This is a genomic window from Arthrobacter sp. G.S.26, from assembly GCF_050847375.1.
In the GTDB taxonomy this organism is placed as follows: domain Bacteria; phylum Actinomycetota; class Actinomycetes; order Actinomycetales; family Micrococcaceae; genus Arthrobacter.
Genome location: NZ_CP193752.1, coordinates 1,452,848 through 1,474,081 on the forward strand (window position 1 = coordinate 1,452,848; position 21,234 = coordinate 1,474,081).

20 protein-coding genes are annotated in these 21,234 nt (G+C 67.6%); 16 read left to right on the top strand and 4 right to left on the bottom strand.

Annotated elements, in window-relative coordinates; all coding sequences use genetic code 11:
• Nucleotides 1–117: 117 nt before the first annotated feature.
• The 7 genes from ACRB8A_RS06610 to ACRB8A_RS06640 are packed head-to-tail and all read left to right on the top strand — an operon-like array spanning nucleotide 118 to nucleotide 8,136.
• Nucleotides 118–1,725 (top strand): carboxyl transferase domain-containing protein, encoded by a 1,608-nt coding sequence (locus ACRB8A_RS06610; protein WP_432245867.1) that lies wholly within the window; start codon nucleotides 118–120, stop codon nucleotides 1,723–1,725.
• A 5-nt stretch (nucleotides 1,726–1,730) separates the two neighbouring features.
• A complete protein-coding gene (locus ACRB8A_RS06615) occupies nucleotides 1,731–3,920 on the top strand; it encodes a biotin carboxylase N-terminal domain-containing protein (RefSeq protein ID WP_432245868.1) in 2,190 nt (729 codons plus the stop codon).
• Nucleotides 3,917–5,080 carry an acyl-CoA dehydrogenase family protein gene (locus ACRB8A_RS06620; RefSeq protein ID WP_056598952.1) on the top strand — a complete coding sequence of 388 codons (1,164 nt, stop codon included), beginning with the start codon at nucleotides 3,917–3,919 and terminating at the stop codon, nucleotides 5,078–5,080. The genes ACRB8A_RS06615 and ACRB8A_RS06620 overlap by 4 nt, the downstream gene beginning before the upstream one ends.
• A 35-nt stretch (nucleotides 5,081–5,115) precedes the next feature.
• Nucleotides 5,116–5,907, top strand: a complete 792-nt coding sequence (locus ACRB8A_RS06625) for a CoA transferase subunit A (RefSeq protein WP_050687579.1) — start codon at nucleotides 5,116–5,118, stop codon at nucleotides 5,905–5,907.
• 2 nt (nucleotides 5,908–5,909) lie between these two features.
• Entirely contained in the window at nucleotides 5,910–6,719 is an 810-nt protein-coding gene (locus ACRB8A_RS06630; RefSeq protein WP_050687581.1) for a CoA transferase subunit B, read from the top strand.
• Nucleotides 6,716–7,303: a MaoC family dehydratase gene (locus ACRB8A_RS06635; protein WP_050687583.1), complete on the top strand. Its 588-nt coding sequence runs from the start codon at nucleotides 6,716–6,718 to the stop codon at nucleotides 7,301–7,303. The genes ACRB8A_RS06630 and ACRB8A_RS06635 overlap by 4 nt, the downstream gene beginning before the upstream one ends.
• Nucleotides 7,300–8,136: an HpcH/HpaI aldolase/citrate lyase family protein gene (locus ACRB8A_RS06640; RefSeq protein WP_285240910.1), complete on the top strand. Its 837-nt coding sequence runs from the start codon at nucleotides 7,300–7,302 to the stop codon at nucleotides 8,134–8,136. The genes ACRB8A_RS06635 and ACRB8A_RS06640 overlap by 4 nt, the downstream gene beginning before the upstream one ends.
• A 91-nt stretch (nucleotides 8,137–8,227) precedes the next feature.
• Here the strand turns inward: ACRB8A_RS06640 and ACRB8A_RS06645 are convergent, their stop codons facing one another.
• Nucleotides 8,228–9,697, bottom strand: coding sequence for a lipase maturation factor family protein (locus ACRB8A_RS06645; protein WP_050687644.1), 1,470 nt, complete (start codon nucleotides 9,695–9,697; stop codon nucleotides 8,228–8,230).
• Nucleotides 9,698–9,755: 58 nt separating this feature from the next.
• Here ACRB8A_RS06645 and dxr point away from each other — a divergent pair, with 58 nt between their 5' ends.
• From dxr to ACRB8A_RS06685, 8 genes are all read left to right on the top strand, one after another.
• Entirely contained in the window at nucleotides 9,756–10,940 is a 1,185-nt protein-coding gene (gene dxr / locus ACRB8A_RS06650; RefSeq protein ID WP_050687587.1) for a 1-deoxy-D-xylulose-5-phosphate reductoisomerase, read from the top strand.
• 18 nt (nucleotides 10,941–10,958) lie between these two features.
• Nucleotides 10,959–12,290 (top strand): M50 family metallopeptidase, encoded by a 1,332-nt coding sequence (locus tag ACRB8A_RS06655; RefSeq protein WP_050687589.1) that lies wholly within the window; start codon nucleotides 10,959–10,961, stop codon nucleotides 12,288–12,290.
• Nucleotides 12,291–12,368: 78 nt separating this feature from the next.
• The gene (locus ACRB8A_RS06660) at nucleotides 12,369–13,070 is read left to right on the top strand and encodes a MarR family transcriptional regulator (protein WP_056598941.1); all 702 of its coding nucleotides are present in this window, start codon (nucleotides 12,369–12,371) and stop codon (nucleotides 13,068–13,070) included.
• Entirely contained in the window at nucleotides 13,070–13,597 is a 528-nt protein-coding gene (locus tag ACRB8A_RS06665) for a hypothetical protein (protein WP_432245869.1), read from the top strand. Before ACRB8A_RS06660 ends, ACRB8A_RS06665 begins: the two co-directional genes overlap by 1 nt.
• A gap of 59 nt (nucleotides 13,598–13,656) precedes the next feature.
• A complete protein-coding gene (locus ACRB8A_RS06670) occupies nucleotides 13,657–13,950 on the top strand; it encodes a YciI family protein (RefSeq protein ID WP_050687595.1) in 294 nt (97 codons plus the stop codon).
• A gap of 34 nt (nucleotides 13,951–13,984) precedes the next feature.
• Nucleotides 13,985–15,151 carry a flavodoxin-dependent (E)-4-hydroxy-3-methylbut-2-enyl-diphosphate synthase gene (gene ispG, locus ACRB8A_RS06675; RefSeq protein WP_432245870.1) on the top strand — a complete coding sequence of 389 codons (1,167 nt, stop codon included), beginning with the start codon at nucleotides 13,985–13,987 and terminating at the stop codon, nucleotides 15,149–15,151.
• Nucleotides 15,114–16,004 carry a DUF4081 domain-containing GNAT family N-acetyltransferase gene (locus ACRB8A_RS06680; protein WP_285240954.1) on the top strand — a complete coding sequence of 297 codons (891 nt, stop codon included), beginning with the start codon at nucleotides 15,114–15,116 and terminating at the stop codon, nucleotides 16,002–16,004. The genes ispG and ACRB8A_RS06680 overlap by 38 nt, the downstream gene beginning before the upstream one ends.
• 37 nt (nucleotides 16,005–16,041) lie before the next feature.
• Nucleotides 16,042–16,806: a hypothetical protein gene (locus tag ACRB8A_RS06685; protein ID WP_432245871.1), complete on the top strand. Its 765-nt coding sequence runs from the start codon at nucleotides 16,042–16,044 to the stop codon at nucleotides 16,804–16,806.
• A gap of 11 nt (nucleotides 16,807–16,817) precedes the next feature.
• On the opposite strand, the gene ACRB8A_RS06690 is transcribed toward ACRB8A_RS06685, so the two are convergent.
• Genes ACRB8A_RS06690 through ACRB8A_RS06700 form a run of 3 tightly spaced genes read right to left on the bottom strand, consistent with a single transcriptional unit; the run spans nucleotide 16,818 to nucleotide 19,014 of the window.
• Entirely contained in the window at nucleotides 16,818–17,480 is a 663-nt protein-coding gene (locus ACRB8A_RS06690) for a TetR family transcriptional regulator (RefSeq protein ID WP_432245872.1), read from the bottom strand.
• Entirely contained in the window at nucleotides 17,477–18,220 is a 744-nt protein-coding gene (locus tag ACRB8A_RS06695; RefSeq protein WP_432246020.1) for an ABC transporter permease, read from the bottom strand. The genes ACRB8A_RS06690 and ACRB8A_RS06695 overlap by 4 nt, the downstream gene beginning before the upstream one ends.
• 11 nt (nucleotides 18,221–18,231) lie before the next feature.
• A complete protein-coding gene (locus ACRB8A_RS06700) occupies nucleotides 18,232–19,014 on the bottom strand; it encodes an ABC transporter ATP-binding protein (protein WP_050687603.1) in 783 nt (260 codons plus the stop codon).
• Between the two features lie 402 nt (nucleotides 19,015–19,416).
• Here ACRB8A_RS06700 and ACRB8A_RS06705 point away from each other — a divergent pair, with 402 nt between their 5' ends.
• Complete coding sequence (locus ACRB8A_RS06705) at nucleotides 19,417–21,228, top strand: proline--tRNA ligase (RefSeq protein ID WP_050687605.1); 1,812 nt, start codon at nucleotides 19,417–19,419, stop codon at nucleotides 21,226–21,228.
• Nucleotides 21,229–21,234: the final 6 nt, after the last annotated feature.

Consider the following 21,234-nt stretch of genomic DNA (forward strand, 5'->3'; position numbering starts at 1 on the left):
AGCAAGGCAGCACCTGTGTTGGACATCACAGTTAATAGAGACTAACCTGAATTTCAGTTATTAGTCACTAACCGAGTTGGCTTTTGCCGGTCGGAAAACATGGGAATGGACGCGTCGATGGAGACCCTTGCCAGCCGCCTGCAACCAGGCAGCGAAGCGTTCACCGCCAACCGGGAGGCGCAGCTCCAACTGGTGGCTGAGCTGAAGGAACGGCTGCAGACCGCCGCCCAGGGTGGCCCGGAAAAGTCCCGCCAGCGCCATGTGGCCCGCGGCAAGCTGCTGCCCCGGGAACGCATCGACGGCCTCCTGGATGACGGCAGTCCCTTCCTGGAGATCGCCCCGCTGGCAGCGGACGGCATGTATGGTGGCGACGCGCCCGGCGCCGGGGTCATCGCGGGCATCGGAACGGTCCACGGCCGCCAGGTGCTGGTCATCTCCAACGACGCCACCGTCAAGGGCGGAACGTATTACCCGCTGACGGTCAAAAAACACCTCCGGGCCCAGGAAATCGCCTTCGAAAACAGGCTGCCCTGCATCTACCTCGTTGATTCGGGCGGGGCGTTCCTGCCCATGCAGGACGAGGTCTTCCCGGACCGGGACCACTTCGGCCGGATCTTCTACAACCAGGCCCGGCTGTCCGCAGCCAAAATCCCGCAGCTCGCTGCGGTGCTGGGCTCCTGCACCGCGGGCGGAGCCTACGTCCCGGCCATGAGCGATGAAACGGTCATCGTCCGCAACCAGGGCACCATTTTCCTGGGCGGTCCGCCGCTGGTGAAGGCCGCCATCGGCGAGGTGGTAACGGCAGAGGAACTGGGCGGCGGCGACGTGCACTCACGGATTTCCGGCGTCACCGACCACCTGGCGGACAACGACCGGCACGCCCTGCAGATCCTTCGGGACATCGTCGCCACCCTCCCGCAGCCGGCCGCACCGGCTTGGCAGGTGGAACCGCCCGTGCCGCCCGTGGTGGACGAGGACGAACTCTATGGAGCGGTCCCCACGGACGTGAACGCCGCCTACGACGTCCACGAAGTCATCGCCCGGCTGGTGGACGGCAGCACGTTCCACGAGTTCAAGCGGGAATATGGCACCACCCTGGTGACGGGCTTCGCCAGGCTGCATGGCCACCCGGTAGGCATCGTGGCCAACAATGGTGTCCTGTTCAGCGAGTCCTCGCTCAAGGGCGCCCATTTTATTGAACTCTGCGACCAGCGCGGGATCCCGCTGGTCTTCCTGCAGAACATCTCCGGTTTTATGGTGGGCAAGGACGCCGAGCACGGCGGCATCGCCAGGAACGGCGCCAAGATGGTCACCGCGGTAGCCACGGCACGGGTGCCCAAGCTGACGGTGGTGATCGGCGGTTCTTTCGGAGCCGGAAACTACTCCATGTGCGGCCGGGCCTACTCGCCCCGGTTCCTCTGGATGTGGCCCGCGGCCCGGATTTCCGTGATGGGCGGCAACCAGGCGGCCAGCGTGCTGGCCACCGTCAAACGGGACCAGTATGAGGCCGCAGGGGAAGACTGGCCGGCGGCCGATGAGGAATCCTTCAAAGCCCCCATCAAGGAGCAGTACGAGGATCAGGGCAGCCCGTATTACTCCACTGCCCGGCTGTGGGACGACGGTGTGATCGACCCTGCAGATACCCGCACCGTGCTGGGCCTCGCCCTCGACGTTGTCTCCCGAACCCCGTTGCCGGATACCTCTTTCGGCCTCTTCCGGATGTGAGCCCTATGACCACGCCAGCAACCACCCGCCCCGCCAAGGAAACGGGTGCCCTTTTCGGCACCGTCCTGGTGGCGAACCGCGGCGAAATCGCCTGCCGCGTCATCCGGACGCTCAAAACGCTGGGCATCCGCTCCGTCGCCGTCTACAGCGATGCCGACGCCGGCGCCCGGCACGTGCGCGAAGCCGACACCGCCGTCCGGATCGGCCCCGCCGCAGCGGCGGAGAGCTACCTGAACATTGACGCCGTTGTGGACGCCTGCCGCCGCACCGGCGCGGACGCCGTCCACCCGGGCTACGGCTTCCTGAGCGAAAACGCCGATTTCGCCCGCGCGCTGGCCAAGTCCGGCGTCGCCTTCATCGGGCCGGGGGTGGAAGCACTGAACATCATGGGGGACAAGATCCGGTCCAAGAACCACGTGGCCGGGTACGGCGTCCCCGTGGTCCCCGGTGTTGCCAGGCCGGGCATGACCGATCAGGACCTCCTTGACGCTGCGGCCGGCGTCGGCTTCCCCCTGCTTATCAAGCCGTCGGCCGGCGGGGGCGGCAAGGGAATGCACGCCGTCGCATCCGCGGCGGAGCTGCCGGGGGTGCTGGCCACCGCCCGGCGCGTGGCAGCCAGCGCCTTCGGCGACGACACCCTCTTCCTGGAACGCCTGGTCGGTACGCCCCGCCACATCGAGGTCCAGGTCCTGGCGGACAACCACGGCAACGTGATCCACCTGGGCGAACGCGAATGCTCCCTCCAGCGCCGGCACCAGAAAGTCATCGAGGAAGCACCCTCACCCCTGCTCGAGGGACTCCCGGACGGGGCCGCCATCCGCGCCAGGCTCGGGGAGGCCGCCTGCAACGCCGCCCGCAGCGTGGCGTACAGCGGCGCCGGAACGGTGGAGTTCCTGGTCTCGGACGACGCCCCGGACCAGTTTTACTTCATGGAAATGAACACCCGCCTGCAGGTGGAGCACCCGGTCACCGAGATGGTCACCGGCATCGACCTGGTGGAGTGGCAGGTGCGGATCGCTGCCGGCGCACCGCTCACTGTCCGGCAGGCCGACGTAGTGCTGTCCGGCCACGCCGTGGAAGCGCGGGTCTACGCCGAAGTGCCGGCGAAGAACTTCCTGCCCGCCACCGGGACCGTCCATGTGCTGGCCGAGCACGCCCCGGGCCAGGGCGGCAACGTCCGCGTGGATTCCGCGCTGGTGCCGGGGCTGGAGCTCTCCGCCGACTACGATCCGATGCTGGCCAAGGTCATCGCCTGGGGCGACGACCGCCCGGCTGCCCTGGCAGCCCTGGATGCGGCGCTCGCCGGTTACGTCGCGCTGGGCGTGGACACCAACGTGGAGTACCTGCGCCTGCTGCTCAACGACCCGGATGTCCAGGCCGGCCGCCTGGACACCGGGCTGATCGAGCGGAAGCTGCCGGAGCTCGCTTTCCGGGGGGTCACTGGCAGCGAACTGGCGGCTGCGGCCCTCTATGCGCTGGGGACGGAGGAACAAGGCCCCGCCGGCCCTTGGCAACGCCGGGACAGCTGGCGGCTGGGCGGCAGGCCGCCACGCCACATCACGTTTGCGCTGCCGGACGGCGGTGCGGCCACCGTCACGGTGGCCGGGAACCTGCAGGCGGGTCCGGTGACAGTGACCGTCGACGGCGGCGCACCGCATCGTGCCGCGCTCCGTCCCGCCGGGCCGCACCAGGCAGAGGTGACGCTCGACGGCGTACCCACCCGATACAACGTTGCCCCCGTTTTCCCCGGAAACGGAATGCCCCAACCCGGCCAGCCGGCGTCGGACGTTCCCCTGCAGGTTTTCCTGGGTAACGGCGGCTGGTCCTGCCGGCTGGAGGTCCTCACCCGGGAAGCCCGGCTGGAACGCCTCCGCGCAGCCATCCAGCGCGAGGAAGGCGCCACGGATCCGGAAGTGCGCTCGCCGATGCCCGGCACCGTGGTGTCCGTCCCTGTAGAAAACGGCGACACCGTGGACGCGGGGCAGGTCTTGCTGTCCGTGGAGGCCATGAAGATGGAGCACCAACTGGTGGCGCCCCTGGCGGGGATCGTGAAGCTGGCCGCACAACCCGGCGACCTGGTCAAAGCGGACCAGGTCCTGGCCACCATCCACCCGCACCCAGGCAGCGCATCCGCTCCTGACACCCCGGAAACACCGTCCACCACACATCCCACAGCAGAAGGAGCCCGGCCATGACCGGTTTTGAACTTACCGAGGAGTACCAGGACCTGAGCGACACGGTCCGGGACTTCGCCGACAACGTGGTGGCACCGGTGTCCGCCAAGCACGACGAAGAGCACAGCTTCCCGTACGGCGTGGTCAAGCAGATGGCGGAGATGGGCCTGTTCGGCCTGCCGTTCCCGGAGGAATTTGGCGGCATGGGCGGGGACTACTTTGCCCTGGCCCTCGCGCTGGAGCAGCTGGGCCGGGTGGACCAGTCAGTGGCCATCACCCTCGAAGCCGGCGTCTCCCTCGGCGCCATGCCCGTGTACCGGTTCGGAACGGACGCACAGAAGCAGGAATGGCTGCCCATGCTGGCGTCCGGGGAGGCCCTGGCGGGCTTCGGGCTCACCGAACCCGAAGCCGGATCGGACGCGGGCGGCACCAAAACCCACGCCCACCGTGACGGCGGAAACTGGGTGATCAACGGCAACAAGGAGTTCATCACCAACTCTGGGACCGACATCACCAAACTGGTCACCGTCACGGCCGTGACCGGCGAAAGCGAGCGCGCTGACGGCAGCGTCCGGAAGGACATCTCCACCCTCCTGGTGCCCACCTCAACGCCGGGCTTCCGGGCAGAGAAGGCCTACAACAAGGTGGGTTGGAATGCCTCGGACACCCACCCCCTGACGCTGAAGGACGTCCGCGTCCCCGAGGCCAACCTGCTGGGGGAGGAGGGCCGCGGCTACGCCAACTTCCTCTCCATCCTGGACGAGGGCCGGATCGCCATTGCAGCCCTGGCCACCGGCGCCGCCCAGGGGTGCGTTGACCTGTCCGTGAAATACGCCCGGGAGCGCAGCGCGTTCGGGCACACGATCGGTAAATACCAGGCCATCTCCTTCAAGATCGCCCGCATGGAAGCCCGGGCCCACACCGCCCGGCTGGCCTACTACGACGCCGCAGCCAGGATGCTCGCCGGCAAGCCGTTCAAGACGCAGGCGGCCATCGCTAAGATGGTCGCAGGCGAGGCGGCCATGGACAACGCGCGGGATGCCACCCAGGTATTCGGCGGCTATGGCTTCATCAACGAGTTCACCGTGGCACGCCATTACCGCGACTCCAAGATCCTGGAAGTGGGGGAGGGCACCACCGAAGTCCAGCTGATGCTCATCGCCCGCGAACTGGGACTGTAGTCCCCCCGCAGGCGCCGGTCTGAAAGGATCCCCCGATGATTGACAAAGTAGTCGCCAGCGCCGATGAGGCAGTCGCGGACATCCCCCACGGCGCCTCCCTGGCAGTGGGCGGGTTTGGGCTCTGCGGCATCCCGGTCGCGTTGATCGACGCCCTGCACCGGGCCGGAACCTCAGACCTGGAAACGGTCAGCAACAACTGCGGTGTGGACAGCTGGGGCCTGGGGCTGCTGCTCCGTGACGGCCGGATCCGGCGCACCATCAGCTCCTACGTTGGTGAAAACAAGGAATTTGCCCGCCAGTACCTCGCCGGCGAACTCGAAGTGGTCCTCACACCGCAGGGAACACTCGCGGAGAAGCTGCGGGCCGGCGGCGCCGGGATCCCTGCGTTCTACACCAAGGCGGGGGTGGGCACCCAGGTGTCCGACGGCGGCCTGCCGCAGAAATACGACTCCGCCGGCGGGATCGCGGTGGCCTCCGCAGCCAAGGAAGTCCGCTCCTTCGGCGGCGTCGACTACGTCCTGGAGGAATCGCTGACGCCGGACTTTGGCCTGGTCCACGCCTGGAAGGGAGACCGGCACGGCAACCTGGTGTTCCACGCAGCCGCGATGAACTTCAACCCGCTGTGCGCCATGGCCGGCCGCATCACCATCGCCGAGGTCGAAGAGCTGGTTGAACCGGGTGACCTGGACCCCGAACACGTCCATGTACCCGGGATCTTCGTCCAGCGTGTGGTCCTGGCGCCGGACGGCGAGAAACGGATCGAGAAGCGGACAGTGGCCCTGGCTGCCACCCCGGCACCCGGCAGCAGCGCGCAGGCAGGAGCATAACCATGGCGGACCCCAACAGCATTGACGCGCCCCGGCCCGAGGCCATCCGGCCCGGTTACCGGCGGGCAACCCACCAGGGCGGCCCGGGTTCAGGGGCAGCCGGCGGCCAAGGGGCGGCCGCCGGGGAACCAGGGCAACAGGGCGCCGCCAAGGGCTGGAGCCGGAACGAGCTCGCTGCCCGGGTGGCCCGGGAGCTGCGCAACGGGCAGTACGTGAACCTGGGGATCGGCATGCCCACCCTGATTCCCAACTACATTCCGGTTGGCGTCGAAGTGGTCCTCCACTCCGAAAACGGCATCCTGGGGGTGGGCCCGTACCCGGCCGAGGACGCGGTGGACCCGGACCTGATCAACGCCGGCAAGGAGACCGTCACCGTCAACAGGGGAGCGGCGTTCTTCGACTCCGCAGCCTCCTTCGGCATGATCCGGGGTGGCCATGTGGACGTCGCCGTCCTCGGCGCCATGGAAGTCGCCGCCAACGGCGACCTGGCCAACTGGATGATCCCCGGCCGGATGGTCAAAGGCATGGGCGGCGCCATGGACCTGGTGTTTGGCGCCAAAAAAGTGATTGTGATGATGGAGCACGTGGACCGCAGCGGTAACCCCAAAATCGTCCAGGAGTGCTCGCTGCCGCTCACCGGCAAGGGCTGCGTGGACCGGATCATCACCGACCTCGCCGTGATTGACGTGGTCCGTGATCCTTCCGGGTCCCGGCTGGTACTCCGCGAACTGGCACCGGACGTCTCGCTGGCCGACGTGGCAGCGGCCACCGGCGCCGAACTTTTCGAGGAAGACCAGGAACTGACGGTATGAGCACCGGAACCAGCGGCACGCACCGGCCCCCGGAAGGCCAGCAGGAGCGGCGCGTCATTGAACAGCGGGGCCTCTACTTCGACGAACTCGAAGAAGGCGTGCTGTACGCCCACCGGCCGGGCCGCACCGTCACCGAGGCGGACAACGTCCTGTTCACCACCCTCACCATGAACACCCAGGCCCTGCACCTCGATGCCGCCTGGAGCGCCGGCCAGCCCTTCGGCCAGCGGCTGGTCAACTCCATGTTCACGTTGGCCACGGTGGTGGGCCAATCCGTCACGCAGCTGACCCAGGGCACCATCGTGGCCCAGCTGGGCCTCACGGACGTCTCCTTCCCGCACCCGCTGTACCACGGCGACACGCTCTACACGGAGACGGTCATCACGGGGAAGCGCCTGTCCGGTTCGCGGCCGGGGCAGGGCATCGCCACCATGGCGCACACCGGCCGCAACCAGGACGGTACCGTGGTGGCCCTGGCCACCCGCAGTTGCCTGATGTGGACCCGGGAGGCGCACGCCGGCCAGCAGGGCAACGCCCGGGAAGCCACCACAGCGGCTGGCGGACAAGGCACAATACCGGTATGACTTTTTTGATGGGACCCGCCCTGCTCTTCTGCCCTGCGGACCGGCCGGAGCGGTACCAGAAGGCTGCTGACCGAGCGGACGCCGTCATCCTGGACCTCGAGGATGCCGTGGCCCCGGCGGAGAAACAGCGTGCCCGCGGCGCTATCCTGGCCCAGCTCGGAGCCGGGGAGGGCCCGGAGCTGGACCCGAGCAGGACCATCGTCCGCATCAACCCCGCCGGCACGGAAGAGTTCGCCAAGGACCTGCACTGCCTGGCCCACACGCCGTACCGGACAGTCATGCTGGCCAAGGCGGAAAGCGCCGCGCAGCTCGAGGCCCTTGAGGGCTACCAGGTCATCGCCCTGTGCGAAACGGCACTGGGGATCCTTAATGCCCCGGCCATAGCGGCGGCTCCCAACGTTGTGGCACTGATGTGGGGTGCCGAGGACCTGCTGGCGACCTTGGGCGGCACCTCCAGCAGGATGGCCGACGGCGGCTACCGTGCTGTGGCACTGCACGCGCGTTCAGCCGTGCTGCTGGCCGCCCGGGCCTTCGGCAAGGAGGCAGTGGATTCCGTCTACGTGGACATTCCGGACGTGGCTGGGCTGGCAGTGGAATCAGCGGACGCCGTGGCATCCGGGTTCGGGTCCAAAGCCTGTATCCATCCGGCACAGGTGGCTGCCGTCCGGGCAGCCTACGCCCCATCGGCGGCGGACATCGAAGCGGCGCAGGCCCTGCTGTCGGCTGCGGCGGCGGCCAACTCCGGCGTCTTCGCGTTTGAAGGAAAAATGATCGACGGGCCCATCCTCAAACATGCCGAGGCCACCCTGCGCCGCGCCGCCCAAAACGGCTGATGCAGTAACGCCGACCTGCCTGCCTTCGCCGGCCTGGCCTGCTTTCGCGGTGTTGACCCGGCCTGCCTTCACCGGCTGACCCGGCCTGCCCTCACCGGCCGGCCCGCCGCAGGGACGTGGGCGGCACCGATTCATGCAGGAACGTGCGGACCCACCGCGCGCCGGTGGCCCGGTACTCCTCCCGGCTGGCGAAACGGTAGTGGTAGCTATGCACCCGCACCCATTGTGGCGGGACGCCGTCGAACGGGTCGTGGCGGAGGAGCCGCAGGGTGGCCCGGTCCGCCTCCAGCAGCCGGGTAAGGAACGCGTAAAACCAGTCCTCGTGCACCGTCCGCAACGGCAGGAACCACATCAGCCAGTCCAGCCGCAGGTGGTACGGCGCCCACTGCCGGGGAATCCGGTTGACGTCCCCGGGCTTTCCCTTAAAGGCATACTCGAGCCACTGCGAGCCGGCACCGGGGCTGCTGTCCAGGGTTCCTTCCACAACAATTTCCACGCGCCGGCGGGTAACGGTGCCGAACGCCCCGTAGGCGTTGACCAGCTGCCAGCGGTTGAAGCTGGCGTTCATCAGCTGCCGCCGGGAGAGCAGGTTGCGCAGCGGCCGGTAGCTGAGGACCAGCAGCAGCACCGTGGCGGCCAGGGTGATGGCCAGCCACCACAGCGGAGTCGCCGGCGCGGGGCCCACCGGGCCCAGGCCAGGACCCTGCCCGCCCACGGGGATGGCCGGTATCAGGGCGTGCACCACAGGGTCGCTGACCGCCGCGAACGCGAGCACCATGGCCATCCAGTTCAGCCACGCGAAGTTCCCGGTGGCCACCAGCCACAGCTGGGTCAGGACCACAACGGCGGCGGCCGCCGAGGCCAGGGGCTGGGGCGCAAAAAGGAAAAACGGAACCACCAGTTGCGCGAAATGGTTGCCCAGCACCTCGATCCTGTGCAGCTGCTTGGGCAGCAGGTGCGCCTGGCGGCTCAGCGGCCCGGGCATCGGCTGGGTCTCATGGTGGTAGTACAGGGCTGTTAAATCGTGCCATTCGCGCCCGCCCCGGATCTTGATCATGCCGGCCCCGAACTCCAGCCGGAACACCAGCCACGCGAGGAGGAGCAGGATGGTCCGCGGCGGGTCGGTCTGGTCCGAACCGAGGAACGCCACCGTAAAGCCTGCCTCCAGCAGCAGCATCTCCCAGCCAAAGCCGTAAAACGTACGGCCAACATTGACGATCGACATGTAGAGCGCCCACAAGGCAAGGAACGCCAGCAGTGGAACCCAGGGCGGGCCCCACTGGGGGACGCCGGCCACCAGCAGCGCCGAAATCCCCAGGCCCGCGGCGCACACACCCCGCAGCAACCCGTCCGAGTAATGCAGGCTGAACAGTGTTGGCCGCCGCAGCCTGCCGCGGGCCAGGTAGTCGGGGACGGGTAAGAGTCCATGCGTCCCAACCAACGCGGGGAACTGGTTCAGGGAGGACAGGAACGCCACAAAGTACAGGCCCGCCACACCCCGTTGCAGCACCTGCCGGGCGAACCCGTATTCCGGCGCATCAAACCAGCCCAGCCAGTCCACACGGTCCACGCTACGCCGCCCCGTCCGGAGGTCAAGGTTGGTGCGGGATACTTAACCCATGCAGCCACGCAGAATCGTCATCCTCGGATCCACCGGTTCCATCGGCACCCAGGCGATTGACGTCGTCGACGGCGCCCCGCACCTTTTCGAGGTTGTGGCCCTCAGTGCCGGCGGGGCCAACCTGGACCTCCTGGCCAGGCAGGCCGTCCACACGGGCGCCGCCACCATAGGCATCGCTGCCGGGGATCCCGGCGTCCTGGCCCGGCTGATCGCGGAAGCAGCCGCCGCCGCGGGCCGCCCCGGCTACCGGCCCCGGATCCTCTCCGGCCCGGACGCCGCCGCTGACATCGCAGGCCTGGACGCGGACGTGGTCCTGAACGGCATCACCGGATCAATCGGACTGGCGCCCACGCTGGCAGCGCTGAAGTCCGGCGCAACCCTGGCCCTGGCGAACAAGGAGTCACTGATCGTAGGCGGCGCCCTGGTGAAGGCCGCCGCCCGGCCGGGCCAGATCGTGCCGGTCGACTCCGAACACTCGGCTATCGCGCAGTGCCTGCGCGCGGGGTCCGCCGGGGAAGTGGAAAAACTCATCCTTACGGCCTCGGGCGGGCCGTTCCGGGGCCGCACCCGGGACAGCCTGCACGGTGTCACGCCCAGTGAGGCCCTGGCGCACCCCACCTGGGACATGGGCGTAATGGTCACTACCAACTCGGCCACCCTGGTGAACAAGGGGCTGGAAGTCATCGAGGCGCACCTCCTCTTCGACGTTCCGTTGGACCGGATCGACGTTGTGGTCCATCCGCAGTCGGTGGTGCACTCCATGGTCCAGTTCGTTGACGGCTCGGTGATCGCCCAGGCCTCTCCGCCGGACATGCGCCTGCCCATCGCCCTGGGCCTTGGCTGGCCGGACCGGGTACCCCAGGCCGCGTCGGCCTGCGACTGGACCAAGGCCGCCAGTTGGACTTTCGAACCGCTGGACGTGGCGGCCTTCCCCGCCGTTGACCTCGCCAAGGACGCCGCCAAACAGGGCAGCACGTTCCCTGCGGTCTTCAACGCCGCCAACGAGGAAGCCGTCACGGCTTTCCACGCCGGCCGGATCCGGTTCACTGACATTGTGGACACCGTTGAGGCCGTCCTCAGCGAACATTCAGGTTCCTCCGGGCTGACGGTGGAATCCGTGTTGGATGCTGAAGGCTGGGCACGCGCCCGCGCCCAGGATCGTTTAGCACTTCGCAGTCTCTAAGGAAGCAGCAGCACCGCCATGACCACCGTTCTCCTTTTTATCCTCGGCGTCCTCGTCGTGGCACTCGGCATCGCCGCCTCCATCGCGCTGCACGAGGTGGGCCACCTCCTGCCTGCCAAGCTCTTTAAGGTCCGCGTGACCAAGTACATGATCGGCTTCGGGCCCACCCTGTGGTCCCGGCGGAAGGGCGAGACCGAGTACGGCGTCAAAGCCATCCCGCTGGGCGGCTACGTGTCCATGATCGGGATGTATCCGCCAAACAAGGACGACGGAACGGTCCGGCCCTCCAGCACCGGCATGTTCCAGACCCTGGCCACCGAAGCCCGGTCAATGGCCCATGAGGAAGTTGGTCCGGAGGACGGCAACAGGGTGTTTTACCGGTTGCCGGTCTGGAAAAAAATCACCATCATGCTGGGCGGGCCCGCCATGAACTTCGTGCTGGGCATCCTGTTGACGGCCGTCCTTTTGATGGGATTCGGTTCGCCCACAGCAACCACCACCATCTCCGATGTCTCCAAATGCCAGGTCGCTGCCGGCGAAACCGTGGATCCGGATTCGGCAGACTGCCAGCTGACGCCCGCTGCGGCGGCCGGCCTCCAGCCCAATGACACGGTGACCTCGTTCGACGGCTGGACCGTCACCGGCTGGGACCAGCTCACCGAAAGGATCCGCGCTTCGGCGGGCCGGGAAGTTCCCATCACCGTTGAGCGGAACGGCGCCGAAGTGGCCACCACCGTGACGCCGGTCCTGTCCGCGCGTCCCATCGTGGGCGCTGACGGCCGCCAGGCAACCGACGACGCCGGCACCCTCCGCTACCAGGACGTCGGCTTCCTTGGCATCGGTGCGCAGACCGCGCTGGTGCCCCAGCCGGCGTCGTCCGTCCTGCCCATGGCCGGGGAAAACATCCGGCAGGTGGCAGGGGTCATCCTGAACCTCCCCGCCCGCGTGGTGGGGGTGGCGAAAGCCGCCTTCAGCGAGGAACCACGCGATCCCAACGGGCCCATCTCCGTGGTGGGCGTGGGACGCGTCGCCGGCGAGGTGGCGGCCATGGAGGAGGTTCCGGCGGATGCGAGGATTGCCACCCTGATCGGGCTCCTGGCCGGCCTGAACTTTGCCTTGGGCGTTTTCAACCTGGTGCCGCTGCTGCCGCTCGACGGCGGGCACGTGGCCGGTGCGCTGTACGAAGGTGCGAGGCGCCGGCTGGCCAAGCTGTTCGGCCGGCCGGACCCGGGAGCCTTCGACATCGCCAAGCTGTTGCCCGTGACCTATGTGGTGGCCGTCCTGTTGATGGGGATGAGTGCGCTGTTGATTTACGCGGACATTGTCAAACCCGTCAACCTGTTCGGCTGACAAAGCACCACACGGCTGATTTCAGGTAATCAGTCATAAATGATTGATTCCCAATAGTAAGACGCATATGGTTGTGGCATGTTCGTGATGACCATCGACCAGCGCGGCAGTACCGGTGACCGGGACCGTGTCCCGGATTTCATTGCGGCGTTGGCGCGCCTTGGCCCCACCGGCTTTGAACGGTCAGTGGGCGACGAGGTCCAGGGGGTGGTGCCGGACGCCGCGCACGTGGTGGACATCGCCCTGTTCGCCCTCCGCACCGGGCACTGGTACGTGGGCATCGGCGTGGGAACGGTGGAGCTCGACGCCGGCGCGAGCCCCCGGGAGGGGGCCGGAACAGGATTCGTGGCGGCCCGGAAAGCCGTGGAACAGGCCAAGGCCGCCGGCTCGCAGGTGCCATTGTCAGTGGTCCCCGGGACCATGGGCAGGGAAGCAAGGAACCGGGCGGACAAGGACGGAGGTGCCGGCATGGGAACACGTGAATGCGCCAATGCCGAGGCCGTGCTGCGGCTCCTGGGCAGGATCGTCCAAGAGCGGACCGAGGCCCAGTGGCGGGTGGTGGACGCCCTGCACCGCCACGGACCCGGCCGGCATGGCACCCAGAAGCAGGTTGCGGCGGAACTGGGAATCACCGAGCAATCCGTGAGCCGGACCGTGCTGAGGTCCGGCTGGCAGGAGGAATGGGCGGCCAGGCCGGCCGCGGAAATGCTGTTGGACTTCGCCCGCCTGCGGGTTGGCGGGAATCCTGCCGGAACCGGCGCGTCAGGGGAGGGGATCTGATGGATGCCTTCTGGGTTGTCAGCGCGCTGGCCGTTGCCGGTTTCGCCGGCTGGCCGGTCACGGCGCTGGTCTTCAGGCTGGCCAGGACCATCGACGAAAGGGCGGATGCGGCCAAGGCTGCGGAGGATTCCCGGCGGAAAGCCGAGGACCCTGCCGCTGACGTCACCGTGGACCCGGTGCGGCCGGCGCGCCCTGCCCCGGACCGGGGTTCCCAGAACGTGGACGGTGAACTGACCGCCCCGCGGGACCAGCCGGCGTCGTCCGCTCCCGGCCCGCAGGGGAGCGGCCAGCGCATCCTGCGCGGCGGGGCGATCATTGGTGTGCTGGAGCGGCTCGGTGTGTGCCTGGCGATCCTCACCGGCCAGCCGGTGGCCATCGCCTACATCGTGGCCATCAAGGGCCTGGGCCGGTTCGCCGAGCTGAAGGAAACTCCTGTCGCGGCGGAGCGGTTCATCATCGGAACCCTGACGTCGATGCTCTGGGCCGCCGGAACCGGCGCCGTGGTCAAGGTCCTCTTCCTCTCCTGAACGGCCCACAAGCCTGGCGGGCGGATGGGTGCGGGCCGGAGTGGAGATAGGGTATCGGTATGACAGTTTTTGCCGTTGAGTACGTGTACACCGCCAACTCCACCGAAGACCGGAACCAGGCCCGGCCGGCCCACCGGGAATGGACCGCAGGTCTCGCGGACGACGGCGCCATCCTGGCCAGTGGCCCCTACGGTGACGGCGCAGGCGCGCTGCTCATCTTCAAGGCAGCCGATGAGGCAGCGCTGAATTCGATCCTCAAGCAGGATCCCTTCGCCGCCGCCGGCGTGATTGCCGGCACCCGGATCACCGAATGGTCACCCGTGACCGGCCAGCTGGCCGGACACAGCGCGTAGCCCCTCTCCACCCCTCAAACTCAAGGAGCCTCTCGTGACCTCGGTCAGCCTGGGAATGCCGTCAGCACCGCCGCCCGTCCTTGCCCCCCGCCGCAAGACGCGCCAGATCAAGGTCGGCTCTGTCGGGGTGGGCTCGGACTCGCCCATCAGCGTGCAGTCGATGACCACCACCCCCACCACCGACATCAACGCCACGCTGCAGCAGATTGCTGAACTGACGGCGTCCGGCTGCGACATTGTGCGCGTGGCCTGCCCGTCCGCGGACGATGCCGAGGCGCTGCCCATCATCGCGCGGAAGTCGCAGATCCCGGTCATCGCGGACATCCACTTCCAGCCCAAGTACGTGTTCGCCGCCATCGAGGCCGGTTGCGCGGCAGTCCGCGTGAACCCGGGCAACATCCGCAAGTTCGATGACCAGGTCAAGGAAATCGCCCGCGCCGCGAAGGACCACGGCACCTCCATCCGCATCGGTGTCAACGCCGGCTCGCTGGAACCGGGAATCCTGAAGAAGTACGGCAAAGCCACACCCGAAGCCCTGGTCGAATCCGCGGTCTGGGAAGCCTCGCTGTTCGAGGAACACGGCTTCCACGACTTCAAGATTTCCGTGAAGCACAATGATCCCGTGATCATGGTGGCCGCCTACGAGATGCTGGCCGAGCAGGGTGACTGGCCGCTGCACCTCGGCGTCACCGAGGCGGGCCCCGCCTTCCAGGGCACCATCAAGTCAGCCACCGCGTTCGGCGCCCTGCTCTCGCGCGGGATCGGCGACACCATCCGGGTTTCCCTCTCGGCCCCGCCGGTGGAGGAAATCAAGGTGGGAAACCAGATCCTGCAATCGTTGAACCTGCGCCCCCGCAAGCTCGAGATTGTTTCCTGCCCCTCCTGCGGGCGCGCGCAGGTGGATGTCTACACGCTCGCCGAGCAGGTCACCGCCGGCCTGGAGGGCATGGAGATCCCGCTGCGGGTGGCCGTGATGGGCTGCGTTGTCAACGGTCCCGGCGAGGCCCGCGAGGCGGATCTTGGTGTGGCCTCAGGCAACGGCAAGGGCCAGATCTTTGTGAAGGGCGAAGTCATCAAGACTGTGCCCGAAAGCGAAATTGTTGAGACACTGATCGAAGAGGCCATGCGTATCGCGAAAGAGATGGGGGAGGCCGATGGCGAAGATGCTGTCAAGGGTAGCCCCGTGGTTAGCGTCTCGTAAGGACGCCACCGACCCGCCGGGTATTTCGGTCCGGACGCTTGACAGCCAGGACACGGCTGCCCTTCGCCGCCTCGCGGAGCAGGACCCCGTCACCAACGTGTTTATCCTGGCGCACCTGAAAACGACGGGGACGGCCGCGCCCACCACCGGCGGCGCCGGGATCATTGGAGTCCTCGACGACGGCATCCTGGTGGGTGCCTGCTGGGCCGGGGCCAACCTGGTCCCGGTCCAGCTGGATCCTGCCCTGGCCGGCCCCGTGGCTGAGGTGGCCAGCACCTCAGGGCGCCGCTACGCCTCGGCCTTCGGTCCGGCGCCGGCCGTGCTGGCCCTCCACGCCGAACTGGTCCAGCGCGGCCACCGCGCCCACGAAGTCCGGGACGAGCAACCGCTGATGACCATTGCCGGTCCGCCGCAGGTGGAACCCAATCCGGGCCTGCAGCGGGGCAACCTGGCCGACTTTGACCGGATCCTGCCCGCATGCGCCGCCATGTTTGAAGAGGAAGTAGGCTACTCGCCGTTCCTTGGCGGCAGGGAGTTCTACAGCCGCCGGGTGGAGGGCCTCATCCGGCAGGGACACTCGCTGGCGCACCTCAACTACGCCGGGGACGTGGTGTTCAAGGCCGAACTCGGCGCTGTCACCCAGGACGCCACCCAGGTGCAGGGCGTCTGGATGAACCCGGACTACCGCGGCCGCGGCCTGAGTGCCGGCTATATGGCCGCCGTGGTGGAACACGCACGTGCCTTCGCGCCTGTAACCAGCCTGTACGTCAACGGGTTCAACGCCCGTGCCCGGTCAACCTATGAACGTGTCGGCTTCCGGCAGGTGGGAACTTTCGCTACAGTGCTTTTCTAGTGGGCCATCGGGTCCTGCTTTAAATCCATTGGGGGAAATGATGAAGTTCACGGCACCGCTGACACTCGGGGCGACAGCCCTGCTCGCACTTGTTGTATCCGGATGTTCAAGCCCTGCAGATGCTCCGGCAGACGGCGCTTCGGCGTCCGGCGGCCCGGCTTCAGGCGGCTCATCCGCAGCGGCCGCCAGCGAACCGGCCAAGACCGAAGAGGCCAAGGAATACACGGCGGCTGACCTGGCTGGCATCCTCGAACAGCTTGAGGACACGGCCGGCAACAAACTTCAGATCCTGCCCGTCACTGACGTCGAAACCACCCTGGCCCAGACCAAGGAACTGATTTCCTCCATCGAGGTGGAGCCGGCAGAGTGCAAGCAGCTGGCCGCCGGCGGGACGGTGCCGGACGCCGAAGGCCTCGCCTTGGCCGCAGGCCAGAGCACCGACGCGGCCACCGGCGGCGTGGTTGCGCTGTCCCTGGTTTCCGGCCAGGACCAGGCCTTCCTGGAGAAGGCCATGTCCCAGGGCGCCGACCTGAAGAACTGTGCTGAAATGACCATGACGGTGCAGGGAACCGCGGTCGCGGTGAAAATCGAGGTCCTCGACGGCGTTGGCACCTCGCCGGACACGGTGGCCTACCGCACGGACACCACGGTTCCGGGTGGCACCGTGCAGTCCGTGGTGACCGCGATGGTTGCCAAGAACGGTGTCCTGGTGTCGTCTGTGGCCACCGGCGGAGCCACCGAAGCTGATGCCGCGGAACGGGCCGGCGCGCTGCTCGACTCCGCCGCCGCGCTGATCAAGTAACGCCGGCGCCATCACTTAGGGCCGGCGCCATCCGGTAAGCCGGCCGCGGGACCCAGGTCACCGGTCAGGTACCGCTGGACGTTCGGGGCTATCAGGCGGACCACCTCCGCCGGTGCCGCGGACGCCAGCGGTTCCAGCCGGATAACGTAGCGCACCATCATCAGGCCAACCATCTGCGTTGCCACCAGGTCCCCGCGGAGTGCCACTTCCGCGGGTGTCCCGGGCAGGCCGGTCACCACACGGCGGATGACCCTGCGGCTGACCAGGTCGCGCAGCAGCGCGGTCCTTGCCGTGGATCCCAGGGTCCCGCGGATGAACGCCACCAGGCTCGGCTGGGCAGGGCTTTCCCATAGCCGCAGCACTGCCTGGACAATCAGCTCCGCACGGTGCTCCGGGTCGGAGCCGGACACCCCGGCCAGTACCAGTTCGGGATCGGCCGGCAATTCGACGCTGAGCGTAAAAAGTTCTTCCTTGCTCTCGAAGAAATGATGGACCATGGCGGGATCAACCCCGGCCAGCCTGGCCACCTGACGCAGGCTGGTCCCCTCGAACCCGTGTTCTGCGAACAACCGCCGGGCGGCATCGAGGATGTGGGCGCGGGAAGCCCCGGCGCCGCCACGGCGGCCGCGCCGGGTGCCGCCGGTACCGCCGGTACCGCCGGCGGATGGACTCACGCGCTGCGCCGGCGCAGCGTCATCGCGGCCAGCACCAGGACGCCCAGCACGATGGCCGCCATAATGCCCGCATCCTGCCAGAGCCGTTCCGTCGCTGCCTCATTTCGGGCGATCTCCTGCAGCGCGTCCACGGAAAACGTCAGCGGCAGCACATTGGAGATTGCCTCCAACACCTCGTTCATCCGGTCCCTGGCCACAAAAAGCCCGCACAGCAGGATCTGTGGAACCACCACCACCGGCATGAACTGCACCGCTTGGAACTCGGTCCGGGCAAACGCCGAACACAACAGCCCCAGCGCCACCCCCAGGACGGCGTTGAGCACGGCGATCAGCACCACATAGCCGGGGGAGCCCTTGATCGCCAGGCCAAAGATCCAATACGCCACGGCCGTGGCCACCAGCGACTGCAGGGCAGCCATGATGGAGAACGCCAGGCCGTAGCCGAACAGCAGGTCCGCCTTGTGCACCGGCGTGGTGAGCAGCCGCTCCAGCGTCCCGGTGGTCCGTTCCCGGAGCATCGTGATGGAGGTGACCAGGAACATCACCACAAACGGGAAGATCACCAGCATCATCAGGCCAACCCTGTCGAAGGTCCGTGGCTGGCCGGGCAGGAGCGTCTCGTTTTCATACAGGAAGTAGACGGCGGTCAGCAGCAGCGCGGGAACCACCAGGATCAGGCCCACGCTGCGGTGGTCGTGGCGCAGTTGCTCCAGGACCCGCCGGGCGGTGGCCATCAGCATTGCAGCATCCATCACAGCACCTTCCCGTCCAGGGCGTCGACCCTCTGCTCCGATTCGCGGATGATGGCCAGGAATGCTTTCTCCAGGTCCTGGCTGCGGCCACGCAGGCTCAATTCGGCCGGCGTCAGCCGGGCCAGCAGTTCCCCTTCGCGCAGCAGCAGCAGTGTCCCGCAGTGGCTGGCCTCCTCCATCACGTGGCTTGATACCAGCAAGGTGGTGCCGGAATCGGCCATGGCCCGGAAGCGTTCCCAAAGTTCGGCGCGCAGCACCGGGTCCAGGCCCACCGTGGGTTCGTCCAGGACCAGGAGCCGGGGGTGCGCCACCAGCGCGCAGGCCAGCGACACCCGGCTGAGCTGCCCGCCTGAGAGATCGGCCGCCTTGCGCCTGGCCAACTGGTCGAGTCCGACGGCGGCAATCGCCTCCGCGACATCGGCTTTCTTCTTTTTGTGCATGGCGCCGAAATAACGGACGTTCGCCTCAACGCTCAGGTCCGGGTAGATGCTGGCTGACTGGGTCACGTAACCCACCCGGTGCCGCAGGGCTGGGTCACCTGCAGCCAGCCCAAGGACCTGCACCGTTCCGGCGGAGACCACCTGAACGCCAACGATGGCCCGCATCAGGGTGGTTTTGCCGCTACCTGAGGGACCCAGCAGGCCGGTGATGCGGCCCGAGGGGATCTCGAAATCCAGGCCGCGCAGCACGGGGATTTTCCCCCGGATTACCTGCAGGCCTCGGGCCGAGACCGCCACGCCGGCCGTCCCGATGCCGTTTCCGGCTGCTGCCGAATGAGTCATGTCCGCCTCCATGCGGGGGAGCAGGCTGCCAGGTACCACCGCACCTAATTCATCACCTGATGAATTAAAGTTAAGCCCGCGAAAGGTCCGGGTCAATGGGTCGGTAGCCAAGAGAAAACTTGTGAATGTGGGCGGCATCACATAGGTTCGACCTAGCTGCGCTGGAGTGGCGTGGGCGGTCTCAGCGGTCCACGCCGGAACAACGGCGGTCACGGCGTTGAGCCACGCCCGGATGCGATGACCAGCCTTTTGGGGGCCAGGGGCTTTGCAGTACCGGGCGTGGCTCTACTGAGGCGGGCAGGTCGCCGCCGGGATAGGGCGCGCTGAACCGGTAGATTGGTTCCCAGACAAAACATGCCCGGCTTTGCTGATCCAGCACCTCCCCAGAAACGGATACCACCCGTGGTCCAAAGAATGTCCCAGCTTTTCCTGCGCACCCTGCGTGAAGATCCCGTCGACGCCGAGGTGGCCAGCCACAAGCTCCTGGTCCGCGCCGGCTACATCCGGCGGGCAGCGCCCGGCATCTACACCTGGCTGCCGCTGGGCCTGAGCGTGCTGCGCAAGGTCGAGGAAATCATCCGGCAGGAAATGTCGGCCATCGGCGCGCAGGAAGTGCATTTCCCCGCGCTGCTGCCCCGCGAGCCCTACGAGGCCACCAACCGCTGGACCGAGTACGGCGAGGGCCTGTTCCGGCTCCAGGACCGCAAGGGTGCGGACTACCTGCTGGCCCCCACGCACGAGGAAATGTTCACGCTGCTGGTCAAGGATCTGTACTCCTCGTACAAGGACCTGCCCCTGAGCCTCTACCAGATCCAGAACAAGTACCGCGATGAAGCCCGTCCCCGGGCAGGGTTGCTGCGCGGCCGCGAGTTCATCATGAAGGATTCGTACTCCTTCGACGTGGACGACGCCGGCCTGGACGCCAGCTACGCTGCCCACCGCGGTGCATACCTGAAGATCTTCGCGCGCCTCGGCCTTGAAGTCCTTCCCGTCTCCGCCACCGCCGGTGCCATGGGCGGATCCCGGAGCGAAGAGTTCCTGTTCCCCACCGAGATCGGCGAAGACACGTTTGTGCGCTCCGCCGGCGGATACGCCGCGAACGTCGAAGCCGTGACCACCGTGGTGCCCGCGGACATCGACTTCAGCGCCGCGCCCGCCGCCGAGGTCCTCGATACGCCGGACACCCCCACCATCGAGACCCTGGTCAACGCCGCCAACCAGCTCGCTCCGCGCAGCGAGGCCGACGGCGGTCCCTGGACTGCCGCGGACACGCTGAAGAACGTGGTCATCGCCGTGACGCTGCCCACCGGCGAGCGGCAGCTTGTGGCCATCGGCCTGCCCGGCGACCGGAACGTTGACCTCAAGCGGGTTGAGGCCAACATCGGCTCGTACCTGCCCATCAGCGGCGAAATCGGCCTGGAAGCCGCCAACGATGTGGACCTCAAGAAGAACCCGCTGATCGTCAAGGGCTACCTTGGCCCCGGCATGAGCCTCGACGCTGCCCTGCTGGGCGCCGAAGGCACTGCCGGGATGCTGTACCTCGTGGATCCCCGGGTTGTCAGTGGCTCCGCCTGGATCACCGGCGCCAACGAAGCCGGCAAGCACGTCTTTGGCCTGGTGGCCGGCCGGGACTTCGGCTGGGACGGCGCCATCGAGTGCACCGACGTCCGCGCCGGCGATCCTGCCCCTGACGGCTCCGGCCCCCTGGAGACCGCCCGCGGCATCGAGATGGGCCACATCTTCCAGCTCGGCCGGAAGTACGCCGAAGCCCTGGAACTGAAGGTCCTGGACCAGAACGGCAAGCAGGTCACCGTCACCATGGGCTCCTACGGCGTGGGTGTCACCCGGGCCGTGGCGGCACTGGCCGAAGCCAACCACGACGACCGGGGCCTCGTGTGGCCCCGCGCGGTGGCACCGGCGGACGTCCACGTGGTCGCCGTCGGCCGCGGTGAGGAAATCTTCGCTACCGCCGGCCAGCTGGCACAGGACCTGGAAGCTGCCGGACTGGACGTCATTTACGATGACCGGCCCAAGGTTTCCCCCGGGGTGAAGTTCGGCGACGCCGAACTCCTGGGTGTGCCCACCATCCTCGCCGTGGGCCGCGGCCTGGCGGACGGCGTGGTGGAGATCAAGGACCGCCGCAGCGGCGACGCGGAAAACGTGGCGGTAGAGAAGGCCGTGGACTACGTCGTCGCAGCCGTCCGCGGCAACTGACCCGGG